The 23,275-nt window shown below is 47.3% G+C and carries 19 protein-coding genes and 1 pseudogene; 5 read left to right on the top strand and 15 right to left on the bottom strand.

Annotation, left to right across the window (positions count from 1 at the left end; translation table 11 throughout):
- Nucleotides 1-81: 81 nt before the first annotated feature.
- The gene (locus tag ACE1CM_RS25065) at nucleotides 82-354 is read right to left on the bottom strand and encodes a reverse transcriptase N-terminal domain-containing protein (RefSeq protein WP_374881434.1); all 273 of its coding nucleotides are present in this window, start codon (nucleotides 352-354) and stop codon (nucleotides 82-84) included.
- Between the two features lie 632 nt (nucleotides 355-986).
- Here ACE1CM_RS25065 and ACE1CM_RS25060 point away from each other — a divergent pair.
- Both ACE1CM_RS25060 and ACE1CM_RS25055 read left to right on the top strand, forming a co-directional pair.
- On the top strand, nucleotides 987-1,388 hold the full coding sequence (locus ACE1CM_RS25060; protein ID WP_374881432.1) for a hypothetical protein: 402 nt from the start codon (nucleotides 987-989) through the stop codon (nucleotides 1,386-1,388).
- 282 nt (nucleotides 1,389-1,670) lie between these two features.
- Nucleotides 1,671-2,120: a zinc ribbon domain-containing protein gene (locus ACE1CM_RS25055; RefSeq protein WP_374881430.1), complete on the top strand. Its 450-nt coding sequence runs from the start codon at nucleotides 1,671-1,673 to the stop codon at nucleotides 2,118-2,120.
- 405 nt (nucleotides 2,121-2,525) lie between these two features.
- Here the strand turns inward: ACE1CM_RS25055 and ribH are convergent, their stop codons facing one another.
- The 7 genes from ribH to ACE1CM_RS25020 form a co-directional block, all read right to left on the bottom strand.
- Nucleotides 2,526-3,119, bottom strand: a complete 594-nt coding sequence (ribH, locus tag ACE1CM_RS25050) for a 6,7-dimethyl-8-ribityllumazine synthase (protein ID WP_374881428.1) — start codon at nucleotides 3,117-3,119, stop codon at nucleotides 2,526-2,528.
- 346 nt (nucleotides 3,120-3,465) lie between these two features.
- The gene (locus ACE1CM_RS25045) at nucleotides 3,466-3,771 is read right to left on the bottom strand and encodes a TSUP family transporter (RefSeq protein ID WP_374881426.1); all 306 of its coding nucleotides are present in this window, start codon (nucleotides 3,769-3,771) and stop codon (nucleotides 3,466-3,468) included.
- 12 nt (nucleotides 3,772-3,783) lie between these two features.
- Complete coding sequence (locus tag ACE1CM_RS25040) at nucleotides 3,784-4,296, bottom strand: sulfite exporter TauE/SafE family protein (protein ID WP_374881424.1); 513 nt, start codon at nucleotides 4,294-4,296, stop codon at nucleotides 3,784-3,786.
- A gap of 348 nt (nucleotides 4,297-4,644) precedes the next feature.
- A complete protein-coding gene (locus ACE1CM_RS25035) occupies nucleotides 4,645-5,550 on the bottom strand; it encodes an alpha/beta fold hydrolase (RefSeq protein ID WP_374881422.1) in 906 nt (301 codons plus the stop codon).
- Between the two features lie 155 nt (nucleotides 5,551-5,705).
- A complete protein-coding gene (locus ACE1CM_RS25030; RefSeq protein ID WP_374881420.1) occupies nucleotides 5,706-7,850 on the bottom strand; it encodes a putative bifunctional diguanylate cyclase/phosphodiesterase in 2,145 nt (714 codons plus the stop codon).
- A gap of 160 nt (nucleotides 7,851-8,010) precedes the next feature.
- Entirely contained in the window at nucleotides 8,011-8,466 is a 456-nt protein-coding gene (locus ACE1CM_RS25025) for a response regulator (RefSeq protein WP_374881419.1), read from the bottom strand.
- Between the two features lie 53 nt (nucleotides 8,467-8,519).
- The gene (locus ACE1CM_RS25020; protein WP_374881418.1) at nucleotides 8,520-12,152 is read right to left on the bottom strand and encodes a PAS domain S-box protein; all 3,633 of its coding nucleotides are present in this window, start codon (nucleotides 12,150-12,152) and stop codon (nucleotides 8,520-8,522) included.
- Between the two features lie 599 nt (nucleotides 12,153-12,751).
- Here ACE1CM_RS25020 and ACE1CM_RS25015 point away from each other — a divergent pair.
- Complete coding sequence (locus tag ACE1CM_RS25015; protein ID WP_374881417.1) at nucleotides 12,752-13,456, top strand: uracil-DNA glycosylase family protein; 705 nt, start codon at nucleotides 12,752-12,754, stop codon at nucleotides 13,454-13,456.
- Between the two features lie 251 nt (nucleotides 13,457-13,707).
- On the opposite strand, the gene ACE1CM_RS25010 is transcribed toward ACE1CM_RS25015, so the two are convergent.
- Genes ACE1CM_RS25010 through ACE1CM_RS25000 form a run of 3 tightly spaced genes read right to left on the bottom strand, consistent with a single transcriptional unit; the run spans nucleotide 13,708 to nucleotide 16,211 of the window.
- The gene (locus tag ACE1CM_RS25010) at nucleotides 13,708-14,334 is read right to left on the bottom strand and encodes a hypothetical protein (RefSeq protein ID WP_374881415.1); all 627 of its coding nucleotides are present in this window, start codon (nucleotides 14,332-14,334) and stop codon (nucleotides 13,708-13,710) included.
- Nucleotides 14,331-14,783: a hypothetical protein gene (locus ACE1CM_RS25005; protein ID WP_374881413.1), complete on the bottom strand. Its 453-nt coding sequence runs from the start codon at nucleotides 14,781-14,783 to the stop codon at nucleotides 14,331-14,333. The genes ACE1CM_RS25010 and ACE1CM_RS25005 overlap by 4 nt, the downstream gene beginning before the upstream one ends.
- Before the next feature lie 39 nt (nucleotides 14,784-14,822).
- The gene (locus ACE1CM_RS25000; RefSeq protein WP_374881411.1) at nucleotides 14,823-16,211 is read right to left on the bottom strand and encodes an RNA-guided endonuclease InsQ/TnpB family protein; all 1,389 of its coding nucleotides are present in this window, start codon (nucleotides 16,209-16,211) and stop codon (nucleotides 14,823-14,825) included.
- A gap of 77 nt (nucleotides 16,212-16,288) precedes the next feature.
- Between ACE1CM_RS25000 and tnpA the strand changes: the two are divergent.
- Nucleotides 16,289-16,705, top strand: a pseudogene (tnpA, locus tag ACE1CM_RS24995) (IS200/IS605 family transposase).
- A 62-nt stretch (nucleotides 16,706-16,767) separates the two neighbouring features.
- On the opposite strand, the gene pyrF reads toward tnpA, so the two are convergent.
- The 3 genes from pyrF to ACE1CM_RS24980 all read right to left on the bottom strand — a co-directional run bounded on the left by pyrF (nucleotide 16,768) and on the right by ACE1CM_RS24980 (nucleotide 20,308).
- Nucleotides 16,768-17,478 carry an orotidine-5'-phosphate decarboxylase gene (pyrF, locus tag ACE1CM_RS24990; RefSeq protein ID WP_374881409.1) on the bottom strand — a complete coding sequence of 237 codons (711 nt, stop codon included), beginning with the start codon at nucleotides 17,476-17,478 and terminating at the stop codon, nucleotides 16,768-16,770.
- A gap of 187 nt (nucleotides 17,479-17,665) precedes the next feature.
- Complete coding sequence (gene tyrS, locus ACE1CM_RS24985) at nucleotides 17,666-18,847, bottom strand: tyrosine--tRNA ligase (protein WP_374881407.1); 1,182 nt, start codon at nucleotides 18,845-18,847, stop codon at nucleotides 17,666-17,668.
- 204 nt (nucleotides 18,848-19,051) lie between these two features.
- On the bottom strand, nucleotides 19,052-20,308 hold the full coding sequence (locus ACE1CM_RS24980) for an RNA-guided endonuclease InsQ/TnpB family protein (RefSeq protein WP_374881405.1): 1,257 nt from the start codon (nucleotides 20,306-20,308) through the stop codon (nucleotides 19,052-19,054).
- A gap of 225 nt (nucleotides 20,309-20,533) precedes the next feature.
- Between ACE1CM_RS24980 and ACE1CM_RS24975 the strand changes: the two genes are divergently transcribed.
- The gene (locus tag ACE1CM_RS24975; RefSeq protein WP_374881403.1) at nucleotides 20,534-22,462 is read left to right on the top strand and encodes a transglycosylase domain-containing protein; all 1,929 of its coding nucleotides are present in this window, start codon (nucleotides 20,534-20,536) and stop codon (nucleotides 22,460-22,462) included.
- A 72-nt stretch (nucleotides 22,463-22,534) separates the two neighbouring features.
- Here the strand turns inward: ACE1CM_RS24975 and ACE1CM_RS24970 are convergent, their stop codons facing one another.
- Nucleotides 22,535-22,858: a DUF1825 family protein gene (locus ACE1CM_RS24970; RefSeq protein WP_226590829.1), complete on the bottom strand. Its 324-nt coding sequence runs from the start codon at nucleotides 22,856-22,858 to the stop codon at nucleotides 22,535-22,537.
- Between the last annotated feature and the right edge of the window lie 417 nt (nucleotides 22,859-23,275).

Here is a 23,275-nt window from a genome sequence, read left to right as displayed (position 1 = left end):
TAGTCTTGGTGTAGGCGGAGTCTGTGACTCTTTTACGTAGGGACAGGGAGAAAGGATTCCCCGCAGGAGACGGCTCCTCTGTCATAACGCAATAATGCGCCTTTGCACGACTTCATGTCGCACTTTACCTTGGTTGTCTTGTGTTACTCTTCCCACAGACATTAGTAGGTTGGAGTAGCTGAGTATCATCAGCTTCATCAGGCTACGAACCTTATTCCACTGACCGTTCTGGGTTGCTCGATAAATTCTCTGTCTCAAGTTTTTAATTTGTTTGTTAACGAGTTTCCAATTGATGGATTCCCATTTCTCTAACGGTTCCTTCGCTCCGATGTCATTGCTGACCCTATCTTTCACTAAGGTTCAATTCCTTTAGTTTGATTGATCGCTGAAGACCTTCCAGAAGTTTGCCACCTTTCGGCGTGGGGCAAATTTTGCACCCCTATCCAAGGCATTACCCAAGGCTTTTGCTTTCTCTGGAATCCTTTACCCCCTCGGCATTTGGGTCTTCCTTGCGGTTGACGAACTTGAGTTATCGACCTAGCCCAAGAGCCAGTGGGGTTTACCGTGTTTCGCGTATGTGACCTGCGGGTGGTTCGGGTTCCATCTATATTCCGGCAGGGGTTTTACTCCTTCGTTATTGGCATCCGTTCACCAATAACTTACCTGCTTGCCTTTTGGCAGGGCGTGTCAGCTCTTTTCGCGGTTTACGTTTCACGGAATCTGCGATGATTCACTTGCGTTAACCCTATCCACCCTTTCCCTTACGGAATATATCAAACGAGCTGTTCGTATTTCCGTTTTTGTGCCTTGCATTCCCTTGGTTTCATTGCTTACTTCCTTGGTAGGCGGGGTTCTTGACCCTTTTACCTAGACAAAATCGAGAGCATTTCATCCACCGCGATTCATCCGGTGGATGAAATGCGACGCGGCGGATTTATCCGCAGTCAATCTTACCCATTTGGGTAAGATTGGGTTATAATCATAGTATGAGCAAAGTAACTGTCACGCTAAAACTGAAGTTCATCGATCTCAATCTCGCCAAAGCCGCTATGTTTGACGAGATGACAGACGAGAATACCCGTTTAGCTAATTGGTTGTTAACTATTCCACTGACTTCAAGAAGAAAGTTAACCACAGCCAAGATAGAAACTTCGCTCATGTCTGCGCTTGCTAACCAAACAATCCGGCATACCACTTCTGGGGTCGGGAAGAAAGTCAAACAATATAAATCTCTGCCACCAGAAATCAATAAGCAGAACTGGACAATTCATAAAGTTGGAGAAACTTATAGTTTAAGCTTCCCAACAATAAAAGGAACTTGCACGAGTTCGCGTAGAAGTAGCATCAAAACATTGGCAACCTATTTTAGACAGGCTGTTAGTTGGTGATACTTTAATTGATAAAGGTTCTGCCAAATTAATCAAACATCGACATAGAGTATATCTCTGTGACTATGGAAGTTCCACAGGTACAGACGATTAACAGAATTGGATGTGACCGAGGGCAAAACAATTTAGCTGTGGTAGCACCTGCCAAAGGTTTTGGAAAGTTCTGTCTTCGGCAAGGAAGTTAAACATCGTCGTCGTTCTAATCAGAAACGTCGTCATTCTTTGCAATCAGCTAAAAAGTTCCGAGCATTGAAGAAGTGGGATAAGCGATAGCGTAGGTGGATGGAAGCCGTTAACCACACAATTAGCAGAAGGATAGTTCGATTCGCTGAATATCTCAATGCTGACCTGGTGGTTGAAGATTTAGAATCCTGCCGTAATTCCATGAAGCAGAGCAAAAAGAATCGTTCTGATAAGGTCGAATCCAGACATTCTTGGGCGTATTATTCTTTAGAGCAAAAACTAGAGTATAAGTTAGCTCTGAAAGGTTTAAAACTAATTAAGCGTCCGGCTCCATATACCTCTAAATCTTGTTCTACTTGTGGCACTCTTGGCGATAGAAAAGGACATGATTTTAATTGCGCTAATGGACACTACCACAATGGGGATTTAAACGCATCGAGAAACTTAGCCCAATGGGATGGTTTCTCTTGTCAGCTAAACCTAAAGAAGGATGCTGCTGTAATGGTTTCATCTGGTTTAGTTGATCGGCTGGCAAGGCATCAGCCCTGAACGCCGATGTGGGATATTCCCTCTAGCAGGGAATATCTCTAGATGCAAGAATCCCCGTCTCTTTAGAGCGGGGAGTGTCAAATGGGAATATAGGGAAGGAGTCCTACAGAGGAAACGGTTCCTCAGTCAACAGTGCCGATGCACCTATACGCGACTTTCACGTCGCACACGCACAAAACGAGCAGTGCGAATAGCAACATCGGCGCTTTCGGTACTGCTGATTAAGTCCTTCAAGTTTTGCCTCAAATACCAGCATTTTTTACGCTCAACTATATAGCGTAATTCCTGCACAGATATCTAGACGGGGAATAAATTCCCCTTTGGATTTCATCCCCATGTCTGGAGCCAGGGGCTTTCATCCTTTAATTTCCGGTAAATCTCAAATCTCAAATCTCAAATGCTTTGTCAGTTTCCCACCTGTTCGCTTTGAGCGGTTTCGGCAGGCAATTGTTGCGGCATGGCGCTTTTGAGGGTTGCTGCCATTGTCCCGGCGGCATTATTTAGGTAGGTTCCGGTGCTGCTAGCCTTAACTTGACGCATCAAGCTTGCCATTTCCAAAGCACTCATGGCGAATTCCCAGCCCTTATTGCTTTTGATTCCCGCCCTCTCCAACGCTTGCTGCATGTTGTCTGCCGTCAAGACGCCAAAAACTACCGGCACCCCCGTCTGAAAACTCGCCGCCGCAATTCCCTTGGAAACCTCAGATGCCACATAATCAAAGTGCGGCGTTTGACCCCGGATTACGGCTCCCAGACAAATCACGGCATCATAGCGATGGGTGAGTGCCATTTGGTGCGCCATCAAGGGAATTTCAAAACTGCCCGGTACCCAAACGTAATCTACCTGAGTGCCGTGGGGGTTAACATCGACCCCGTGGCGTTTTAGGCCATCTTGACACCCCTCCAAAAGTTTGGTTGTCACCAAGTCGTTAAATCGACCGATGACAATGGCAAACCGCAGGGATTCTGTTTGAGTAAAATTCCCCTCGTAAACTGTCATTTGAAGCGTCCTTTGGTCATGGGTAATAGATAATAACTCAAGTTGCCAGTTATCGGAAGCGAAAGCAGAAGGGGGCAAATAACGTTATGACTTGGGTTTTAACTTCTCTTGCCCGCTTCTGCTTTCGCTTCACTTGGGTTGGGCAGCCAAGACTGTCGCCAGCGTTTCTCTAAGTATTTTCTTGAATACTTTTGTCACTTTAACTACTTAATCTCCTTAATTTTTTGACCTTACAGCTAGCCTGGGAGAGCTGATTGACCCAAATTTCTGATTGGCCGACTTGAGGATTCGATTATATCATAAAATCAAGCGTTACTGGTAATGGGTAATGGGTAATGGGTAATTTTCAAGAAGTCAAAATCCTGTTAATCCAATTACCAATTACCAATTTATAACTATTCCCAGCTTGCCAAAAAATATAAACACACAAGATTCCCAGCATGAAACGAAAGAGCAAACTAACAACTTCATCGGTTAATCTTGGCAAGTATTGCGTTCCAACTTGCACCCCCAAAAGTCCACCTGCACCTAATATAATTCTCTCTCGCCACAACAGGTTTCCTTGCCAAGCATGTCCCGCGCCAGCAGAGCAAGCCGTAATCACAATAACGCCTAAACTAATTTGAATTGCTACTTTAATTTTTTCGCCCAATAGTAAAATTTTTCAAGGCACCATAATGATACCGCTCCCCACACCAAATAAACCTGCTAGTACCCCTGCTGCACTGCCAGTGATAATTCTAGCAACAATAGGGTTGGTAATATTTGAGGCGATAATTTCTTCTGTTTCCGGATGCTTTTGTTGCTGATTGAGGCGCTTAGGAAGGTCTACCAAATAAATATTTGTTAGCAATAAAACGCCAAAAGCAGCCAGCAGTAAATCCGAGGCAATTTTATCGGCGAAATCAGCACCAATTTGAGCGGTGATAATCGCTGTAAATCCTAATAAAACAATGGGTTTTAACATGAAAAAACCCATTCGCCAGTTTTGAATTGTACCAAAAATGGCGGGAATGAAAATAGAGAGACTGCTGGTAGCGATCGCTTGCACGGGCGAATACCCAAGTGCCACCAACAAAGGAACTATCAAACTGCCGCCGCCAATGCCCAAAAAACCAGCACTTACCCCATAAATTAGACCGCCAATCGCTAAAATTAACCAATTGTGTGGAAGCATAAAATGGTAATGGGTAATCGGTAATCGGTAATCGTTAATGGGTATTATAGCAATCCGTCCTGGATTTGTGAAAATCTCTCTTAACTCTTCCTCTGCGTTCTGGAGCGTCCTCTGCGGTTCAATTAAAAAAGTCTTTACCCGCAACTCAAATAGGATTGCTATAGGTAACTCAAGTTGCTAAGTTACATCGCTTAGCAAATCAACCCGGTTTCTCTGAAAAATCGTGGGTTTGACAGGGAGAAATCTACGAAGAAACCGGGTTGATGACTGGGGTAATGGGTAATTGTCAAGAGTAGACTGCCAATGAATCCAATTACCAATTACCAATTACCAATTACCAATTACCCATTAGCTAATAGCTACTTTCGACGAAATCCACTCAGCTAAGAGCGCATTCACTTTATCTGGTACTTCGTCGTGGGGACAATGCCCTGCTTGCAGATAGTGTTCCGTCAGTTGAGGATAGAATTGACGGAACTTTGCCCCCCGTTCTCTGGAATTCATCCAGGGATCGCCTTCTCCCCACAGCATCAACAGCGGACAGGTTAATTTTAAGAGCAGCGCGTCCACTTTTTCGCCTTGGGGCGTACTGAAAACCGAAGCAAAAACTTGCACCGCACCCGGATCGCAGGAAGGACGGTAAATTTCTTCCACTAATTGATCGGTAACGGCACTTTTGTCAAGATAAACTTTTTCCAGGGTTTGACGAATTACCCAGGGTTGCCGCGCGTATTGAAATACCAGATAATTTGCCCAAGGTTGGCGCAGAATCGATAGAACCGCGTCACCCCATAGCTTGCGGAACGGATCGGGTTGGGGCTGAGGTTTGATTTCAGTAAATGGTCCAGCACTGTTAACCAACACCAACCCCGCAGCAGAAGAAGGACGTTCTGCCGCCAAACACAAACTGGCATAGCCACCTAACGAGTTTCCTGCCAAGACTACGGGCTGACAGATGACCTCTGTGACAAAATCATACAGTTGGTCGCGCCACAAATTACCGCTATACTGCCAGTTGGGTTTAGCCGAACGTCCAAAGCCCAGTAGGTCGATCGCCCAGACTTCAAAATCCTGCGACAATCCGACGATATTTTTACGCCAGTGGTCTGTAGACGCACCAAATCCGTGGATTAATAGTAACGGCGGGCGCTGGGATTTGCGTTTGCCAGCTTTGACGTAGTAGATAGGTTGCTCTTGCCACTGCCAGTAGGCTCCAGGAATAGAATGTTGTGAGGAGGCGATGGTTGCCGACATGGTCACCGGAAATATTAAGTCCGGTTATATATCTTAACCCGATTGGGTGGGGAGGAGGCAGGTGAGCTGCAAAGCAGGTGAGTAGGGGAGTAGGGGAGAATATACATTCAAATTCCCATCTGCCCATCTGCCCACCTGCCCATCTGCCCACCGGCTTAATTTTTAATTTTTAACTTTTCCCCGATTAAATCTGTTGCCGCCTTGCTATCCAAAGGTTTAGACAAAAAGTTACCCTGCCCGCACTGACACTGTAAACTTCGCAGTTGGTACATCTGCTCGGCTGTTTCCACCCCTTCTGCAATCACGTCCAGTCCTAGATTATGAGCCAAATTTACAATTGTTCGCACTACCTCGCTGCTTTCATTACCCAGACTGAGACGACTGACAAAAGAACGGTCTATCTTCAAGGTATCAAGAGGCCATTGGTGCAGGCGACTGAGGGAAGAATAGCCCGTACCGAAGTCATCAATAGACAATTGAATTTGGCGGGCTTTGAGTTGGTCTAAAACCGCTGGTGCAACTTCGGCGATTTCCATGAAAATTGTTTCGGTCAACTCGAGTTTTAATCGACTCCCCTCCAAGCCGGTTTCTTGTAAGATGCGATCGATCTGGTCGATCAAATCGGGTTGTACCAATTGCAACCCTGCCAGGTTAACGCTGATCGTCAAGCAACTGGCAGAAGGAAATTGCTTTTGCCAACAGCCAAGTTGGCGACAAGCTTCCCGCAGCACCCAACTTCCCAAAGGCAAAATCAAACCTGTTTCTTCAGCGGCGGGAATGAAGTCGCCTGGGGAAACTAAACCCATTTGGGGATGATTCCAGCGTACCAGTGCCTCGAAGCCGGTCAGCCTTCCCGTGAACAGGGATACGATGGGTTGGTAGTGCAGCAGTAGCTCTTGGCGTTCGATTCCTCGTCGCAAGTCGGCTTCCAATTCCAAGCGTGCCAGTGCGTGGGCGTGCATTGAGGCGTCAAAGACAGCCGAGCAACCCTTACCCCTTCGCTTTGCGTAGTACATCGCCGTATCAGCAGCCCTTAAAAAGTCTTCGGGTCGGTCATAATTGGTCGTAGACGCAATGGGGGAATTACCTGCGATCGCCATCCCAATGCTAGCCGTGGTGAACACCTCGCGCCCTTCGAGATGAAACGGCATCGCGATACTGGTGTGAATCTTCTTTGCAATGCGTTGCACTTGCGCTATATCTTCGAGTTGGGTTATTAGCAGGGCAAACTCGTCGATGCCAACCCGCGCCACCATATCTGCAATTCCCACGCTGCGCACCAGCCTAGCTGCGGTAGCGCTCAACAGTTCATCTGCAACTAGGTGTCCCAGACTGTATTTAATCACATCGAAGCGATCCAAATCTAGGAACAGAACTGCAAATAAAGCCCCTGACAAGTCTTGTAAGTCTTGCTTGCTCCTGCGATCGAGTAGCTGTCCCAAATTTTCCAGGAATAAAGTCCGGTTAGGCAAGCCTGTGAGGGGGTCATAAAATGCATAAAATCGCAGTTGCTCTTCGGCTTGTTTGCGCTCGGTGATATCGTGGCAATTGATCACCACTCCTTTTACACTTGGATCGTCGACCAGGTTGGTGGCAACCGCTTCTAGAAAACACAAGCTACCGTTGCGACGGAAGAGACGACATTCAATCGCAGCTTGACTGATTCTGGGTTGTTTGAGACTGCGCTTCATCGTTGCGATCGCTAGGGACACGTCTTCTGGATAAATATAATCCAGGCACTTTTTTCCCAGCAGTTCTTCGGTTTTATATCCAAAAATCCGTTCTTGCGACGGGCTGATATAGCGAAAAATCCCGTCTTTGTCCACAATTACAACGATATCCGTGGCGTTTTCAATCAGCGCCCTGAAGCGTTGCTCGCTTTCTCTGCGCCCCGCTTCCGCCAGCTGGTTTTGCCGTCGCACGGCGGCTTCGCGCAACTCCCGTTCTACCGCCGGTATCAAGCGGGCGAGGTTGTCTTTCATCACGTAGTCGTGGGCGCCTGCTTTCATCGCCGCCACCGCCGCATCCTCGCCAATGTAGCCGGAGACGATAATAAATGGCAGGTCTAATCCAGTTTCCTGCAACAGCTTTAACGCGTCTGGGGCGCTGAATTTTGGCAGCGAATAATCGGAAATCACCATATCCCATTCATGCAGAACCAGCTGGTTCTGCATCGCCACCGCTGTTTCCACCCGCTCTAAGAACAGCTTGTAACCTGTACGTCGCAACTCCCGCATTAACAATAAAGCGTCTTCTTCACAATCTTCCACTAGCAGAACTCGTAGATGCGTCTGACTCATAAAATTGCTCCTTTAGTTGGGGGATTGGGCTGTTTAGGCATCGGCTGCGGTTATCAGTACTTTTGGTGCAAGTTGGGGCAGAATTTTCTCCTTTAGCGCCCATATCTCCCTCATCTTTACCCAATACACCATGTTCAATGCCCTCTCTCCCCATTACTTTTCACGATGGCGGTGCTTCATTTAACACTAGCCAATACAACCCTAATTGCTGTACTGCTTGGGCGAATTCTGCATAATCCACGGGTTTGCGGACGTAGCTGTTGGCTCTGAGGCTATAGCTGTGCAGTCGGTCTTTTTCCTCTGCTGATGTGGTGAGAATCACCACGGGTAACAAATGGGTGCGATCGTTTGCCCGCAATTGCCGCAATACTTCTAACCCATCGATTTTGGGTAGCTTCAAATCCAGTAATATCAGCTGGGGCATGACGCTCAAATCCCTACCGGCATAGTTGCCCGTACCGAACAGATAATCCAACGCTTCTACACCATCGCTGACTACTACCACTTCGCTCTTGACGCTGCTGTGTCGCAGCGCCAAGAGCGTCAGCATCTGGTCGTCCGGATTATCTTCTACCAATAAAATGATTTTTTTGCCAATCGAGTAAATTGTTGCCATCACCATCCGGTGAATAGGTTTTAGGTAGATAGGTTATTATTATTTACCACCTATTAGGCATTCAGGGTGAAATAAAAGCTAGCTCCTTTTTCTACTTCGGCACTAGCCCAGATTTGACCCCCGTGGCGATGAATGATGCGCTGTACGGTTGCTAGACCAATGCCGTTGCCTTCAAATTCTGTGATGCTGTGCAGGCGCTGGAAGGGGGCAAACAGTTTTTCGGCATAATTCATCTCAAAACCGGCACCGTCGTCGCGCACGTAGTATGTCGGGTCTGGGGCATTGGGCATTGAAGCTGTTTCCCCATGTCGCAAAACGCCGAATTCGATGCGGGCGCTGTTATGCTTGCTGGTGTATTTCCAGGCGTTGCCGAGTAAGTTTTCTAGTGCCACCCGCAGCAGTTTGGCGTCTCCCTGGACTTGGATGCCTGGGGTGATGAGAAACTCAACTTGCCTTTCGGGTTGGGTTGCTTGCAGTTCGCTGCAAATTGATTGCGCAATCGCGCTTAAATCTACGCTGGCTAATCCCATCTGCGAGCGCGTAATCCGCGATAAACTCAACAAGTCATCGATTAACTGTCCCATGCGCTCCGTAGCAGCACACACTCGCCGCAGGTAATCTTTCCCCACTTCGTCGAGTACCTCGCTGTAGTCTTCTTGCAGCGCCAGAGAAAAGCCGTTGATGCTCCGCAGCGGACTTCGCAAGTCGTGGGACACTGAATAACAAAATGCTTCCAGTTCTTTGTTCGCGGCGTTAAGTTCTACGTTTCGTCGCTGCAAATCTTCGTTAAGTTTTTTAACTTCTGCTTCCGTTCGCTTTTGTTCTGTGATATCATTATTAATTTCCAAAATTGCCGATGGCTGTCCGTATTCGTCATGCCACAGAGTCCAGCGGCTGGCTACAATAATTTTTTCGCCGCTGCGTTTGGTATGAATCAGTTCTCCTTGCCAATGCCCCGATGCGCGTAACTCTTGATCGATGGCTTCTGAAGATACAGAAAATTCGGTTTGCAACAGGGCGTGGACATTTTCGCCAATTGCTTCTTCTTTCGTCCATCCGTAGAGGTTTTGGGCGCCAGTATTCCAATAGGTAATTGTATGGGACAGGTCGCGGATGGCAATCGTGTCGTTAGCCAAATCGATCACCTGAGCGTGCTTTTTGAGTTCTTGCTCGGCTTTGCGGCGCTCGATTAGCTCGCGTTCGGCTCGTTGGTGGGCATTCCACAGTTCGGCGGTGCGCTTGGCGACTTTAGTTTCTAATTCTTCATTATCTTTTTGCAGTGCGGCTTTAGCAAGCTGACGCTCGGTTACGTCTACGCCAATTGCCCACATTTCCCATCCGGGAATGGGGAATTTCTGGGAAATATTCGACCAGGCAATTGTTTTTACCTTTCCATCTTTGCAAGTAATTTCCCATTCCCAATTGCGGTAGTTATTGCACCGCTCGGCGCATAAAGTCTGCATCGAAGTGCGATAGGATTCATTGGGATATAGTAGTTCCCAGGCATTAGGGTTGCCGACAATTTCGCTACTGGTAAAACCTGTGATGCGTTCGCATTCTTTGTTCCAAACTATAAATCTGCCTTGCTCGTCTAAAGCATTGAGCATTACGGGCATGTTTTCTAACACGGTACGCAGGCGTTCTTGACTTTGACGCCATGCTTGTTCGATGCGCTTGCGATCGCTAATATCCAGCACAAAGGCGACACAAGTATCGGGATATCCTTCCACCAGCGCCGCCCCGATCAGCACCGCAACGCGACTGCCATCAGGACGGAGGTATTCTTTCTCGAAGGGGGTACAAATTCCACAATTATTCAATTCCTCAAGCGCTTGTTGATCGACATGGCAATATTCTGGTGGGGTAATTTCGTTCCACCGTAATTTTCGGGCATACAATTCCTCTCTGGTGCGACCCACTGTTTTCAAAAAGGCATCATTGGCTTGTGTAATGTTACCATGCATGTCGCAGACGAGCGCGCCGATGATATTAGAATCAACCAAGCGCCTAAAGCGGGCTTCGCTTTCTTGCAACGCTGATTCGGTAGCTTTTTGCTCGGTGATATCGCGGGTAATCGTGGCAATTGCGATCGCGCACCCTGTCTGAGAATCTTTAATCGGGAAACTGTTGTGATGAACGGCAATGGGTGCATTCGTTTGAAAATGCCGCAAGCGATATTCACCACTCCAATTGCCTTTTTCCATCATCCCTGGCAACACAACATTTCTGTAGTTGTCGATGTCTTCCGGCATGAGGTAGTCAAATATTTGGGGATCTTTGGCTGATGCGTTGCTGTTAAGTCCAACCAGTTTTTGCCCTGCTTCGTTCACAAATAGAATTTTCCCTTCTAGGGAGGCGATGCTGATAAAGTCGGGGCTATTTTCGATTAGGGATATAAACTGCTGTCGCTCTTGTTCGGCAATTTTGCGATCGCCTATATCTACTAATAATGCAATGCTGCCAATAATCTTGCCGTTGGGTTCTTTTATTGGAGCCGTCCAAACGCTCACATCAATTAACGAACCGTCTTTTTTCTGGCGACGTAATTCCAACGCCGTTTCAGTTGCACCCTGCAAAGTAGCGCGGAATCTATTCTGGAATTGTTGCTGTTCTTCGACGGGAACAATGGGGAGAAGTTTACCCAAAACTTCTGCTTCCTTCCAACCAAAAAGTTTCTCGGCAGCAGGGTTCCACGTGGTAACGTTGGCGTTGGTATCGAGGGTAATAATGCCCAAGGGCGAAGTTTGAATCAAGGTTTGCAGAGTTTGATTGGTAGCGCGCAGCTGTTCTTCTGCTTGCTTGCGTTGCATCAACGAACCCAGCTGCAAAGCAACCGAGGAAACTAGCCTCACCAGGGTTGGATCTTCTGCACGCTTTTCTACGGTAAAAAATATCAGCACCGCTAACACTTGGTCATCCGCCAGGATAGGCACGCCAAAACCGGCTTTAATCCCGCATTTCTTCGCCATATTCGCACGGCTAGACCAACTTAGGGGTTGAATAGAAACATCTTGATTCCATTCTGGCTGTTTGGTCCCCCAAACTCGCCCCGGTATGCCAACACCGGGTGGAAATGCCAATCCCTCGCTGATGCGGCGGAAGAGTTTGAGTTTTGCCAAACGGTTGTATCCCACAGCGCTGCATTTAATTTCCCCATCGTTGGCAGATGGAATCCATACTTCTCCATATTCCCAGCCAGTAGTTTCGCATACTTGGCCCAGGGTGACTTCTAGGGCGCGATTGAGATCTTTAGCATCGTTAATTGCTTTGGTAAGAGATTGGTATAGCAGCAGTTGTGCTTCTGTATGTTTTTGTTCGGTAATTTCTCTAGCGATCGCATAACTGCATCCATCTTGATATCGCGAGTAGTTCCAAGACAACCACCGATAGCTGCCATCTTTATGGCGGTAGCGATTTTCAAACCGCAACAGATCTTGCTCCCTGCATGTTTCGCTGGCGAGCAAGCTGGATTCTACATCATCGGGATGGACGAATTCGATCCAAGGGCGCGATCTCAACTCGCCTGTTGTCCAGCCTAAAATTCTTTTCCAGGCTGGATTTACTAGCTTAAAATACCCATCTTGTCCAACAACGCAGAACAAGTCTAGCGACATGTGGAAAAACTTTTCCATTGCGCCTGCTGCTGTCAATGTTGCGTTTTGTTTACGTAGCTGTAGATTTATCATCTTCTTCTATTAATTCTTTAATTTAATTTGTACCACTACCTAAAAACGTGGAGTGACAAAATAGCTAAGATCAACACTCTTTGGTCATAGACAAAAAAGACAAAGCGGACTCTTCCTCTTTACCAAGACAGGGGCGGTAGCAAAGTTGCTAGGTACTTCCATCGCTTTTAAAAGTTTTGACACAGGTTCCGTCAGTAGTTCCACCAAAGCTAAAGGGCGCAATTTAAACTAGAGTTGTTGGTAGGTTGCCCTTTGACCCCACATGGTCCCTTGTGCAGATGTAATAAGAATTACTAAAAAAGTACGGTCATGCCGCTCGTCGCCAGCTTTTAATGCTATTCAACTTGCTCTTTAATGTAAGCTGAACTAAGTTAAGAAACGGTAAAATTTATGGCAAAAAGCACTATTATCAACTTAATTTAATTTTTTTGTCTCTATCTGAAGAAAGAAATTCACGGCTATCGCCGATTCAGGGTGGGGAAGAGGACGCGGGGAGGGGGGGACGCGGGGATGGGGGGAATGGGGAAGATGGGGAAGACACTTGAAGTAATTACTTTTAGTTCAAGAGTCTCCCAGGGTCCCTTTGTTTGTATAAAATTATGCCTAGCGAAGAACAACCGAGTCTGTTTGACCTATCAACATTGGGTGAATCAACCCCAAAGGTAAATTTCCACCCAGATTTGATTCCCACGAATGCCAAAATTCCTATTCCTCCCGGCACTTATCAAACCATGACCGAGATGGCGGCACATTGCAACAGGTGTCACAGATGCGATCTAGGAGACAATCGTACCCACGCAGTCATCGGACGGGGCAATATCGAAGCAGATGTGATGATTGTAGGGGAAGGTCCTGGTCAAAACGAGGATGAAACAGGATTGCCTTTTGTGGGTAAAGCCGGACAACTGCTAGAGAAAATTCTAGCGTCTGTAGGGATAGATAGCGATCGCGATGTTTATATCTGCAACGCAGTCAAGTGTCGCCCACCCGAAAACCGAGTTCCGACTGCTGAAGAAATAGCAGCTTGTAAACCCTATCTTCTAGAACAAATTCGCATGGTAGACCCGAAAATTATTCTGCTGACTGGCGCGACTGCTGTACGCAGTTTGCTGAACGAGAAGCGGGGTATTACAAAAATTCGCGGTCTTTGGATGGAGTGGGAAGGACGTTTGTGTATGCCAATTCTTCATCCTGCTTATCTGTTGAGAAATCCTTCAAAAGAACGCGGCAGTCCCAAGTGGTTAATGTGGCAAGATATCCAAGCAGTGCGTGCAAAACTCGATGAAATTGGTGGTAATAGGTAATGGGGAAGAGGACACTCCTGACGCGGTGACACTCCTGACGCGGAGAATTTGGAAGATGGGGAAGAAATTACTTCTAGTTCCAGAGTCTTCCCGATCTCCCTCATCCAGCTGCAAACCGCTATAACTTTTCTCACTTTGTGGGGTGGGCATCCTGCCCGCCCCAGATATTTTTGCCATCTTGTCTGTTTTCCCCCATTAGCAATTAGCAATTAGCAATTAGCAATTAGCAATTACCAATTACCAATTACCAATTACCAATTTCCCGGTCGGATAACACCAGCACGACAATCCCGTAACCAGATTTGAATCGCTTGACCGATAACACCTTGACTGCTTTCCCGTGGCGCTGTAGGCGGGCGTTCATCTGGGTATAATCCGGTCTGGGAAAACATCATTGCTAGTAGCCAACCGCTGTCAGTTTTAGTTAAAAATAGCCAGTGATATTGCTGGAGTAGAACTGGTTTATTTCCTACATACTGTCGTTCTAAAGTGGTAAGAAAAACTTGCCGCAGGTCTTCTGAATTAGAGTCGGGTGCAGCTTGAGTATATTCGCCGGGACCAAGGGTGAGGGGTTCAAACTCTGGGCGTCCGGCTAAAATTACGTAGCTGTAAACCTCAACGCTTCTACTGCGACGCCTTGCCCTTTGGGTGACCCGATTGGCATAGCTGGGTAAATCCCGCAGCAAGAGAGCAATTAATGTTTCTACGTCAGCGGGACACTCAATCGGGCGTCGGGCATTGGGTATTTCGCTTATTAGCTGGTTTTCTGTACTCAGGACTGTAGAACTTAAAACTTGGGAGAATGCAAACGGTAAACAAAAAGCAGCCAGAAGAAATTTCCTGACAGATGGCGGGTGAGTGGTGACTGCTAACTTCAACTTTGCTGGTGTTTTCTGACTGCACGGGCAATTAGGGGAGCCTTTTTTTCCAGTCCTTCCAGCGTCAGGTCGCCATCAAGGTAGAGTTGATACCATTGCTGGCGCTGGCGGATGACTCGTTCGTCGTCTCGCAGGCGCAAGCGTTGTAAAGTAAAGTCTGCTCTTTGGCGTTGTTCTGGAGGAACCTCAAAATCAAAAGATCTGAGAAAGGTTTTGGATTCACCAGTTGTTTGATTGATGAATTTACAGCAAATTTGGGGTGTTTCTTCTGTTAGTTGTGGAAAGGCGGGATTATCTACCCAGGTTCCGGTTAGAGAATACCATATTACATCCAATAAAAAGGTTTTTCCTAAACCATTATCGCCTGTAAAAATCTTCAATCTTTCGCCAATTTTTACATCAAATTGAGGCGCAGGGCCGACTCGCTTCAGGTGCAGTTCTGTCAACATTTGATTATCCCCTTTGCTATTCACGCAACAGAAGGTGAACTACCTACGCTTCCGTGAACTATCTAGTGCAGGCTTCTGCAATTCCCGAAAGAATCGCAGAACTTCCATCGCGGTACTATCGGTATGCGATACCTTTATTTTCCCGCTACGGCTGTTTAAAGTCAGGAACAGTCCCAGCCCGACTCTTTTTATGTTGACTGCGGCATTAATGTCGCGGTCAACCCAGATATTTTCTACTTCATCCCAATATTCTCTGATACTGCAATCTGTAAATACAGATTCGTCGCGGTATGAAAGATATTGAGAAGTACAGGCAGGTACAACTGGCAACACCCTAGCCCCAGCTTTCGCGGCTATGTATTCTAGAGTTTGAAATCCCTGTCCAAACGCAGCATCAAGCCAGGATTTGTTTAATCCCGACTTGGCACTTTGACCATTAGTAAGAAACTTCCCCGATTCATCCTGTTTTGCCTTGTTACGCTTGGTCAGATTTCTCAATTCCAAGTCTTCATGGAAAAAGACTTTCTTGCCAGTTTTTACCAATTTGTGAGCGGTTTTAAAAGCATGGTCTTTTCTTGATCTAGCAATACGTTGATGAATGCAGGCTTCTCGCTTGGCTAGCTTTCGCCGCCTATTAGAGGCTTTTTTCCTAGCTGACCTGCGTTTAGATACTTGCGCTAATTTATTACCATACTTCCGAAAAGATTTTAACGATGCAATTTTATCTCCATCAGAGGTAGCCAAGTAGTCATCGCCAAAAAGGACGGCATCTATACCAAGCGAATTATCCCAATTCGGGGCGAGATCGTCCGGAATAAACTCTGGTACTGTTGAATCTTCTACACACAGATTTGCATACCATCCATCCGCTTTTTTGATCGCCTGAACGGTCTTAAGTTTAAATCCTGGTGGCAGAGGTCGATGCAAGCGAATTTGAACGCCACCAATAAATGGCAATTTCAATACGCAATTGACTGGATCAATCCACTCATTTTTAGCTTGTGGAAACTTAAACGATCGGTAATCTGCCTCGGTCTTGTAACGAGGTCTACCGCTACGAAACCCCTTGCTGTCTCCTTTGATATACCACTCCATTGCCTTTTTTAGGCGAGACGTGTAAACATCTTGCAAAACAGTTGAGTAAACACCACTTAGATCGAGCAATTCACCTGACCATTTTACAGTTACCAAATCTTTTTTTAGTTCTGGCAACTGCGCCTTAAGGTCTGTCAAATAAGGATTGTCTGCTAGTTCTGGTAAATGACAAATTAGCGGACAAGCGTTTATAGGGCAACGGTTTCTATCCCACCAATCCAAACACTGACCTAACCAACGATTGTAGAGGTAGCGACAAATTCTTAACCACTTGTTCATTTTCTCGATTTGAGCCGTAAATGGATAAATCCGGTATTGATAGTTAAGTTTCATGTCCCTACCTCACTTCGACCTTAATGAGTGTCGCTGCTTCAAAATACACTGATTCTAGCAGAGTTTTCGGAAAGCTTGTGAGAAATGATTTTGTACACAAGGGTCGTGAGGTTAGCGATCTTAAAGTTCACCATGTTTTGACAACCAAATACAGACGCAAAGCTTTTACCGCAGAAATGCTTGCTCGTCTGCACAACATCTTGGAAGAGTTGCTCTTAAAGTGGGATTGCAAGCTGGTAGAGTTTAACGGCGAATCCGACCAGGTTCACGTACTTTTTCAGTACCATCCAGATATCGCACTTAGCAATCTGGTAAACAACATTAAATCCGTAACTTCTCGCTTTCCTTAGACAAGAGGAAAGCGGATCTCCGGGCATCAATATACTGGAAAGATGTTTTCTCCAATGGCTCTTATGCAAGTCGCCAGCTGTGGCGGCGTTACTATATCAACTCTTCGTCAGTATATTGAGAATCAATCGCGTCCCGACAATTGATCGATTTGGGCGACTCCGTACCGGAGTCGCCCAAATCGATTCAGTGTGGGATGAATCGTGGATCAAGCTAATTCTTCGCAAATTAGCCTGAAAGCTGCTGCTGGATCGGTGGCGGCGGTGATGGGGCGTCCGATCACGAGGTAGTCGGCACCTGCTTTGAGGGCAGATGCGGGAGTAAGCGATCGCTTCTGATCCCCCTTATCTGCCCAATCAGGTCGCACTCCTGGACAAACTAGGACAAACTCCTCCCCGCAAACTTGCCGTAATTGTTGCGCCTCCTGGGGCGAACATACAGCACCATCTAACCCGCTTTCTTGCGCCAGCAGCGCCATTTGTAAGGCATATTCTGGCAACTCTAAGGGAATTTTGAGGTCAAAGGCTAAATCCCTGGCGTTTAAACTCGTCAATAGCGTAATGGCAATCAGTTTGGGCGGTTTTTGTCTTTTTGCTTCTGCCCCCGCCTCTACGGCTGCTTTAGCGGCCTGTAGCGCGTTTTTTCCGGCATTCGCGTGGATCGTGATTAAATCAACACCATAACCTGCTGCGGCACGACAAGCACCCGCGACGGTGTTGGGGATATCGTGAAATTTCAGATCCAGGAAAATACGCTTTTGTCGGTCTTTTAGGATACTAAGAATTTGGGGGCCAGTACTGACAAATAACTCTAGCCCCACTTTGAAGAAACGTACCTCGTCTAGCAGATCGATCAGGGCGATCGCCTCTGCTGCTGTTGGCACGTCTAAAGGTACGATAATCCGTTCGGCGACTAACATCTAGTGAATTTCAAATTTTAGATTGGGTCATATGATGTCCGCCTAATTACCCTTAATCAAAATATCACCGCGTCACCGTGTCACCGTTCTCCCAAGTCATTCCTAACTATGGGTGAAGAACCGGACATGATATCAGCGGTCAGCGATCGCAGATCGCAACTGCTGACAACTGACAACAAAGCCATTTTCACGGCATCAGACGAACAAACTTACTTTTGCCAACCTGTAAGATGCGTCCGTGGAGGGAATCCGGTGTATCAAAAGTGAGGTTGATGTCGGTAATTTTATCGCCATCTAGGCGCACCGCCCCGGATTGAATCTTCTCCCGCGATTCTCGATTGCTGGAACAAAGTTTACTAGCGCCGAGAAGGTTAACCAACTTGGCGGGAAACTGCAACGCCGAAACCGAAAATTCGGGTAAAGATTGGCTTTCCGTAGCCTTTTCGGCGTCTTGGGCAGCTTGTTTACCGTGGTATTGAGACACAATCTCAAAGGCGAGGAGTTTTTGGCGAGCGCGAGGGTTTTCTGGCAATCTATCCAAAGGCAGATTTGTCAGCAATTCAAAATACTGCTCTAGTAAATTATCCGGAATCTTTTGCAACTTTTGATACATGTCGCTGGGGTGTTCCCTTAACCCGACATAGTTACCCAGGGACTTGGACATTTTTTGCCCGCCATCGGTGCCGATTAAAATCGGCGTCAACACTCCAAACTGGGGCGATAGACCAAAGTGTCGCTGCAAATCCCGCCCCACGGCGATGTTAAACTTTTGGTCGGTGCCGCCCAACTCGACATCAGCTTGAACTGCCACCGAGTCATATCCTTGCATCAACGGGTAGAGAAACTCGTGCAAGTAAATCGGGTTTTCTTTCTGATAACGTTCGGCAAACCCTTCTTTTGCCAGCATCTGCCCCACCGTCATCGTCCCCAGCAATTCTAGAATCTTTGCCAGATCTAGCGAAGATAGCCATTCCGAGTTATAGCGAACTGAAAGACGCCCTGGGGTGTCAAAATCCAAAATTGGGCGGACTTGATCGAGATAAGTTTGGGCATTTTTTGCTACCTGTTCCGCAGTTAGTTGCTGGCGCACTTCTGATTTGCCGGTCGGATCGCCGATGCGTGCGGTAAAATCGCCAATTATCAGGACAGCTGTATGACCGGCATCCTGAAACGCTCGCATCTTACGGACGGGGATACTATGACCTAAATGGATATCGCTACCCGTGGGGTCAATTCCCAACTTGACTCGCAGCGGTCGGTCGGTTTGAATTAAACGTTGAATCAGGTTCTCGTCAGCATTTTCCCCATCGGGTTTGTTGGGAAAAATCTCGCTGACGCCCCGATGCAGCCACGCGAAGTTTTCATTCATACTTGTAGATTGATGGGAGGTCATAATTTAAGAATGCCCAGTTTGGTTAATCAGGGTCGATTCACCCAGCTATCTGGTAAACTCAACGACTGTCTAGTTAATTTCACACCCACAGGTTGACATCACAATTGTTTAACAGCCAGACTACTGTGACATCCTCCCCCACCAAATCAAATATTATAATGGGGCATCGCTCTCGGATCGCTACTTGGATTTCCTGGTTGTTCGCTTATGGGGTTGCGACACTTGCCTAGACTGGTTTGCACCAGCCCCCGGTAGATCGTCTGCACAGGCGCTTTCGATTCCCGTTTGCCCAACGGTACTAACTAACTTAATTCCTCTGTTTCTGATCACCTGAGAGCTAGCTACATCCCTATCCGTCGTATAGTTACAGTTCGGACACAAATGCACTCTAACCCTCAAATCTTTCCTCACTTTTGCACCGCAAGAGGGACACTCTTGAGAAGTCCCCCTAGCATCGACTTCCCCGAAGAACTTTCCTCGCTGCCAGCACAGGTACTTGACGATGGTTCTAAATTGACCGAATCCTGCGTCAAGCATGTGTTTTCCCAACATACCTTTTGCACTGATTCGGTAGTCCAAGTCTTCCATGAAGACCATATCGCCAGCATCACAAAGAGCGTGAGCTTGCTTGAAGTGAAAATCCTTGCGAGTGTTGTCAATTGTGTGGTGAAGTCTCGCAACTTTAATCCGAGCCTTCTCGTAATTCTGGGAGCGCTTCTTTTTTCTCTTGAGTCTGCGTTGCAGCACTTTCAGCCTACTTTGCAAACTCTTAAAAAACTTAGGCGGCTTTACGAAGACCCCGTCGCTAGTTGCCAAAAACTTCTCCAACCCCACATCTACCCCGAGCGGATGACCGTGGGGAATGGGGTCGGGAACGCTGACATCACACTGGATATTGATAGAAGCGTACCACTTGTCGGCACACCGAGAGATTCTCACCTGCTTGACAACAAATCCACTAGGTATGGGTCGGTGCAGGTTGATGGGGATTGCTCCAATCTTAGGCAGTTTAACGTGCAAGTTTGTCAGTGGATTTTGCTTAAATTGAGGAAACAGCAACGATTTGAACTGCCCGTATTTCTTGAATCTGGGAAAGCCAAACTCTCTGTGTTGGAAGTATTCCCAACCTCGATGAAGCTGTTTAATCGTTTGCTGGATAACCTGAGAAGGAACTTGACTGAGTATAGGAAATTCTTTCTTGGATCTAGGCAAGTTGTTAAGCTGGTTGATAACGCTCGGAAACTTCAAGTCAGCAGGCAGGATGTATTCTTTTTCAACAGAGCATTTATTAATCGAACACTTACGGCTATCGCACCAATATTTGATCTCTCGAAGCGCATAGTTGTAAGCGGAGCGACAGATTTCCATCCACTCAACAAGCGTTTGTTCTTGAGTGGCATCTGGATATATGCGATAGCGGTGGTTAAGTGTCAACATTCGCTTATTATAGGGTTTAATGGACACAATGCAACTGTTAAGTGTTAATTTTAGGAACTCAAGAACCCTAAAATTAACTCGGGGGAGTCCATGTATCCCCTGGCAAATCAAAGATTATGGCGAGGGTATTATAGCTAACCCAAACACCCTCGGTTTTGATAAATCGCTTACTAAGTTACGCTTTATTTGATTTTTGGTTGTTTTCGTTGAGGAAGTCAAATCGCCGTGTCGTCTAACACGCTCCGACAAAAGCAATCCGGCAACATTGCCTCGGGTTTTGAGTTCGTTCAAACCGTTGCCAAGGTAACTGGCGGGACTCTTCTGGGCATTACCATGCTCACCAGTTCGATTGTAGCTGGGGGATTGGTAGGCTTAGCCATTAGCTTTCGCAATCTGCCGGATGTGAGAGTTCTGCGTACCTACGCTCCCACAGAAACAACTCACATTTACGGTCTCAAGGGCGACCTATTAACCAGCGTCCACGGCGAAGCTAACCGGGAAGTGGTATCCCTAAACAGAATTTCTCCCGAACTCAAACGCGCAGTGCTGGCAATTGAAGATAGTCACTTCTACTTCCACCACGGGATTAACCCCAGCAGCGTCGGTCGTGCTGTGAAAGCTAACTGGCAGAAGGGCGATGTGGTGGAAGGCGGTTCGACGCTGACGATGCAGTTGGTGAAAAACCTGTTTTTGTCTCACAAGCGTGCTTTTAGCCGCAAGGTAGCGGAAGCTGTCCTGGCAATACGCTTGGAGCAAATTCTCACCAAAGACCAGATTATGGAGTTGTACCTGAATCAGGTTTATTGGGGGCATAACAACTATGGGGTAGAAACTGCCGCCGAAAGCTATTTTGGCAAGTCAGCTGCTAATTTAAATTTGGCAGAAGCTTCGATGATGGCGGGTTTGATTCAAGCGCCTGAAGAGTACAGTCCCTTCATCAACTATAAGGTGGCAAAACAGCGACAAGCGCTGGTTTTGAGCCGCATGAGAGAACTGGCGTGGATTACGCCCGCCCAAGAAGCTGCTGCCCGCAAACAACCCCTGAAACTCGGTAAAGTTACTTCATTCCAGACTTCCCAGCTGCCTTATGTCACCGATGCGGTTAAGCAGGAGTTGATTCAACGCTTTGGTCGCGATACGGTGCAAAAAGGCGGGATGCGCGTTCAAACTACGATCGATACGAAGTTCCAACGGATGGCGGAAGAATTTATCGCTCGCGAACACTGGAGACTGCAACGTCGCGGACTCTGGAAAACCGAACTGGCACTGGTAGCGGTCGATCCCCGCACCCATTTTGTCAAGGCGATGGTAGGGGGTTCGGATTACGAAAAGAGTCAGTTTAACCGCGCGATTCAAGCCCGACGCCAACCCGGATCTGCGTTTAAGCCGTTTGTTTACTACGCGGCGTTTGCCACGGGTAGATATACGCCTTATTCAACTGTCTACGATACGCCGGTGAGCTACCGGGATGGGGACGGCTGGTACAGACCCAGAAACTATGACAATTCCTTCGGCGGTGCGATGAGCATTCGCGCTGCTTTGGAAGTTTCTCGCAACGTTCCGGCCGTGAAGCTGGGCCGCGCCGTAGGATTGGATAAAGTGATTGAGGTGTGTCGCACCCTGGGAATTAAGAGTCCGATGGAACCCGTAACTTCTTTACCCCTGGGTGCAATTGGACTGACGCCGTTAGAAATGGCCTCAGCCTATGCTACTTTTGCCGCGAATGGGTGGCAGTCGGATACAACTTTTATCGTTCAGGTGACCGATACTCAGGGTCAGGTGATTCTGGATAATACACCCAAACCCAAACTCGTTCTCGATCCTTGGGCAGCTGCTTCGATGAATAGCGTGCTGCGGAGTGTAGTTGTTTCGGGGACTGGGAAAGAGGCGCAAATCGGTCGTCCCGCTGCTGGCAAAACCGGGACAACTTCCGCTGAACGCGATGTTTGGTTTGTTGGCTATGTACCCCAGCTATCTGTGGCGATTTGGGTCGGTCGAGATGACAACCGACGCTTGGCATATGGGGTGACGGGCGGTCAATATGCGGCACCAATCTGGCGCAATTTTATGTACCGAGCGTTGGATGGCGTTCCGGTGGAATATTTCCGACCCGCGTCCGACTTTAAGCGTCCTCGTCGCTGGAACAGGGGCTAGGGGCTAGGGGCTAGTCTTTTTCCTCTGGGCTGCTACTTTAATCCTTAATCGTCCCTATTCCCTAGCCCCTATCTATGGCTGTTTTTCTAGTTCGGACTTCATCCGCTCTAGAGTTGAATGCATTTGGTCAAACATTTGCTGGGGCGTGACGCCAAATTGACCTAGCTGAGTTTTAAGTTGCTGTACAGTCATCTGCGCCATGAAGTCGTCGGAAAGTTCAAAGCGCTTCATGAAGACGCGGTAGCGCTCCATCATCGCTTCCATTTGCTCGATAAACAGCTTTTTGCCCTCGCGGTCAAATTTTCCGTAGTTATTGCCTAGTTGGATGAGGGATTGATAATCCTCAAATAGCTGTTTGGCTTCTTGCTGAACGATCTCAGAGTCAAAAAATCCCATTGCGCTTCCATTTAACAGAATATTATCAATTGGTCGATATTCAAAGGCTTCTGCTACCATTCTAGTCCAGCCCTAATCGGCGTTCAAATTATTTTTGGGTTGGTCAGGAGCGATTGCAGCAGTCTTTCCTCAATCAGGTATTATTGCCGATCCCATTCCCCCTGCCAACCAGCCTCTAGAGTTAAAAGTGCGCTCGTAGCATGTTAAGCAAGCCCAAAAGTCGAAAAATTGCTGCCATTCTGGCTTTCGCCGCGACGTTCATCCCCATAGCGGGACTCCACCTAAAGAAAATCGGGAGTCGGGGAGCCACGTCAATTTATTGCGTGGAGGAACGACGACTCGCTGATTTTAATCAGCGTCAATCATTCGTGCCAACTGTTCAATTATTTCACTGATACTTATCCCTTTATTGTTGGC

Origin of the sequence: Microseira sp. BLCC-F43 (genome assembly GCF_041929235.1) — a bacterium.
Classification (GTDB): domain Bacteria; phylum Cyanobacteriota; class Cyanobacteriia; order Cyanobacteriales; family Aerosakkonemataceae; genus Microseira.
The sequence above is the reverse complement of the archived record's forward strand: the minus strand, read 5'-3'. Positions and strand labels throughout refer to the sequence as shown.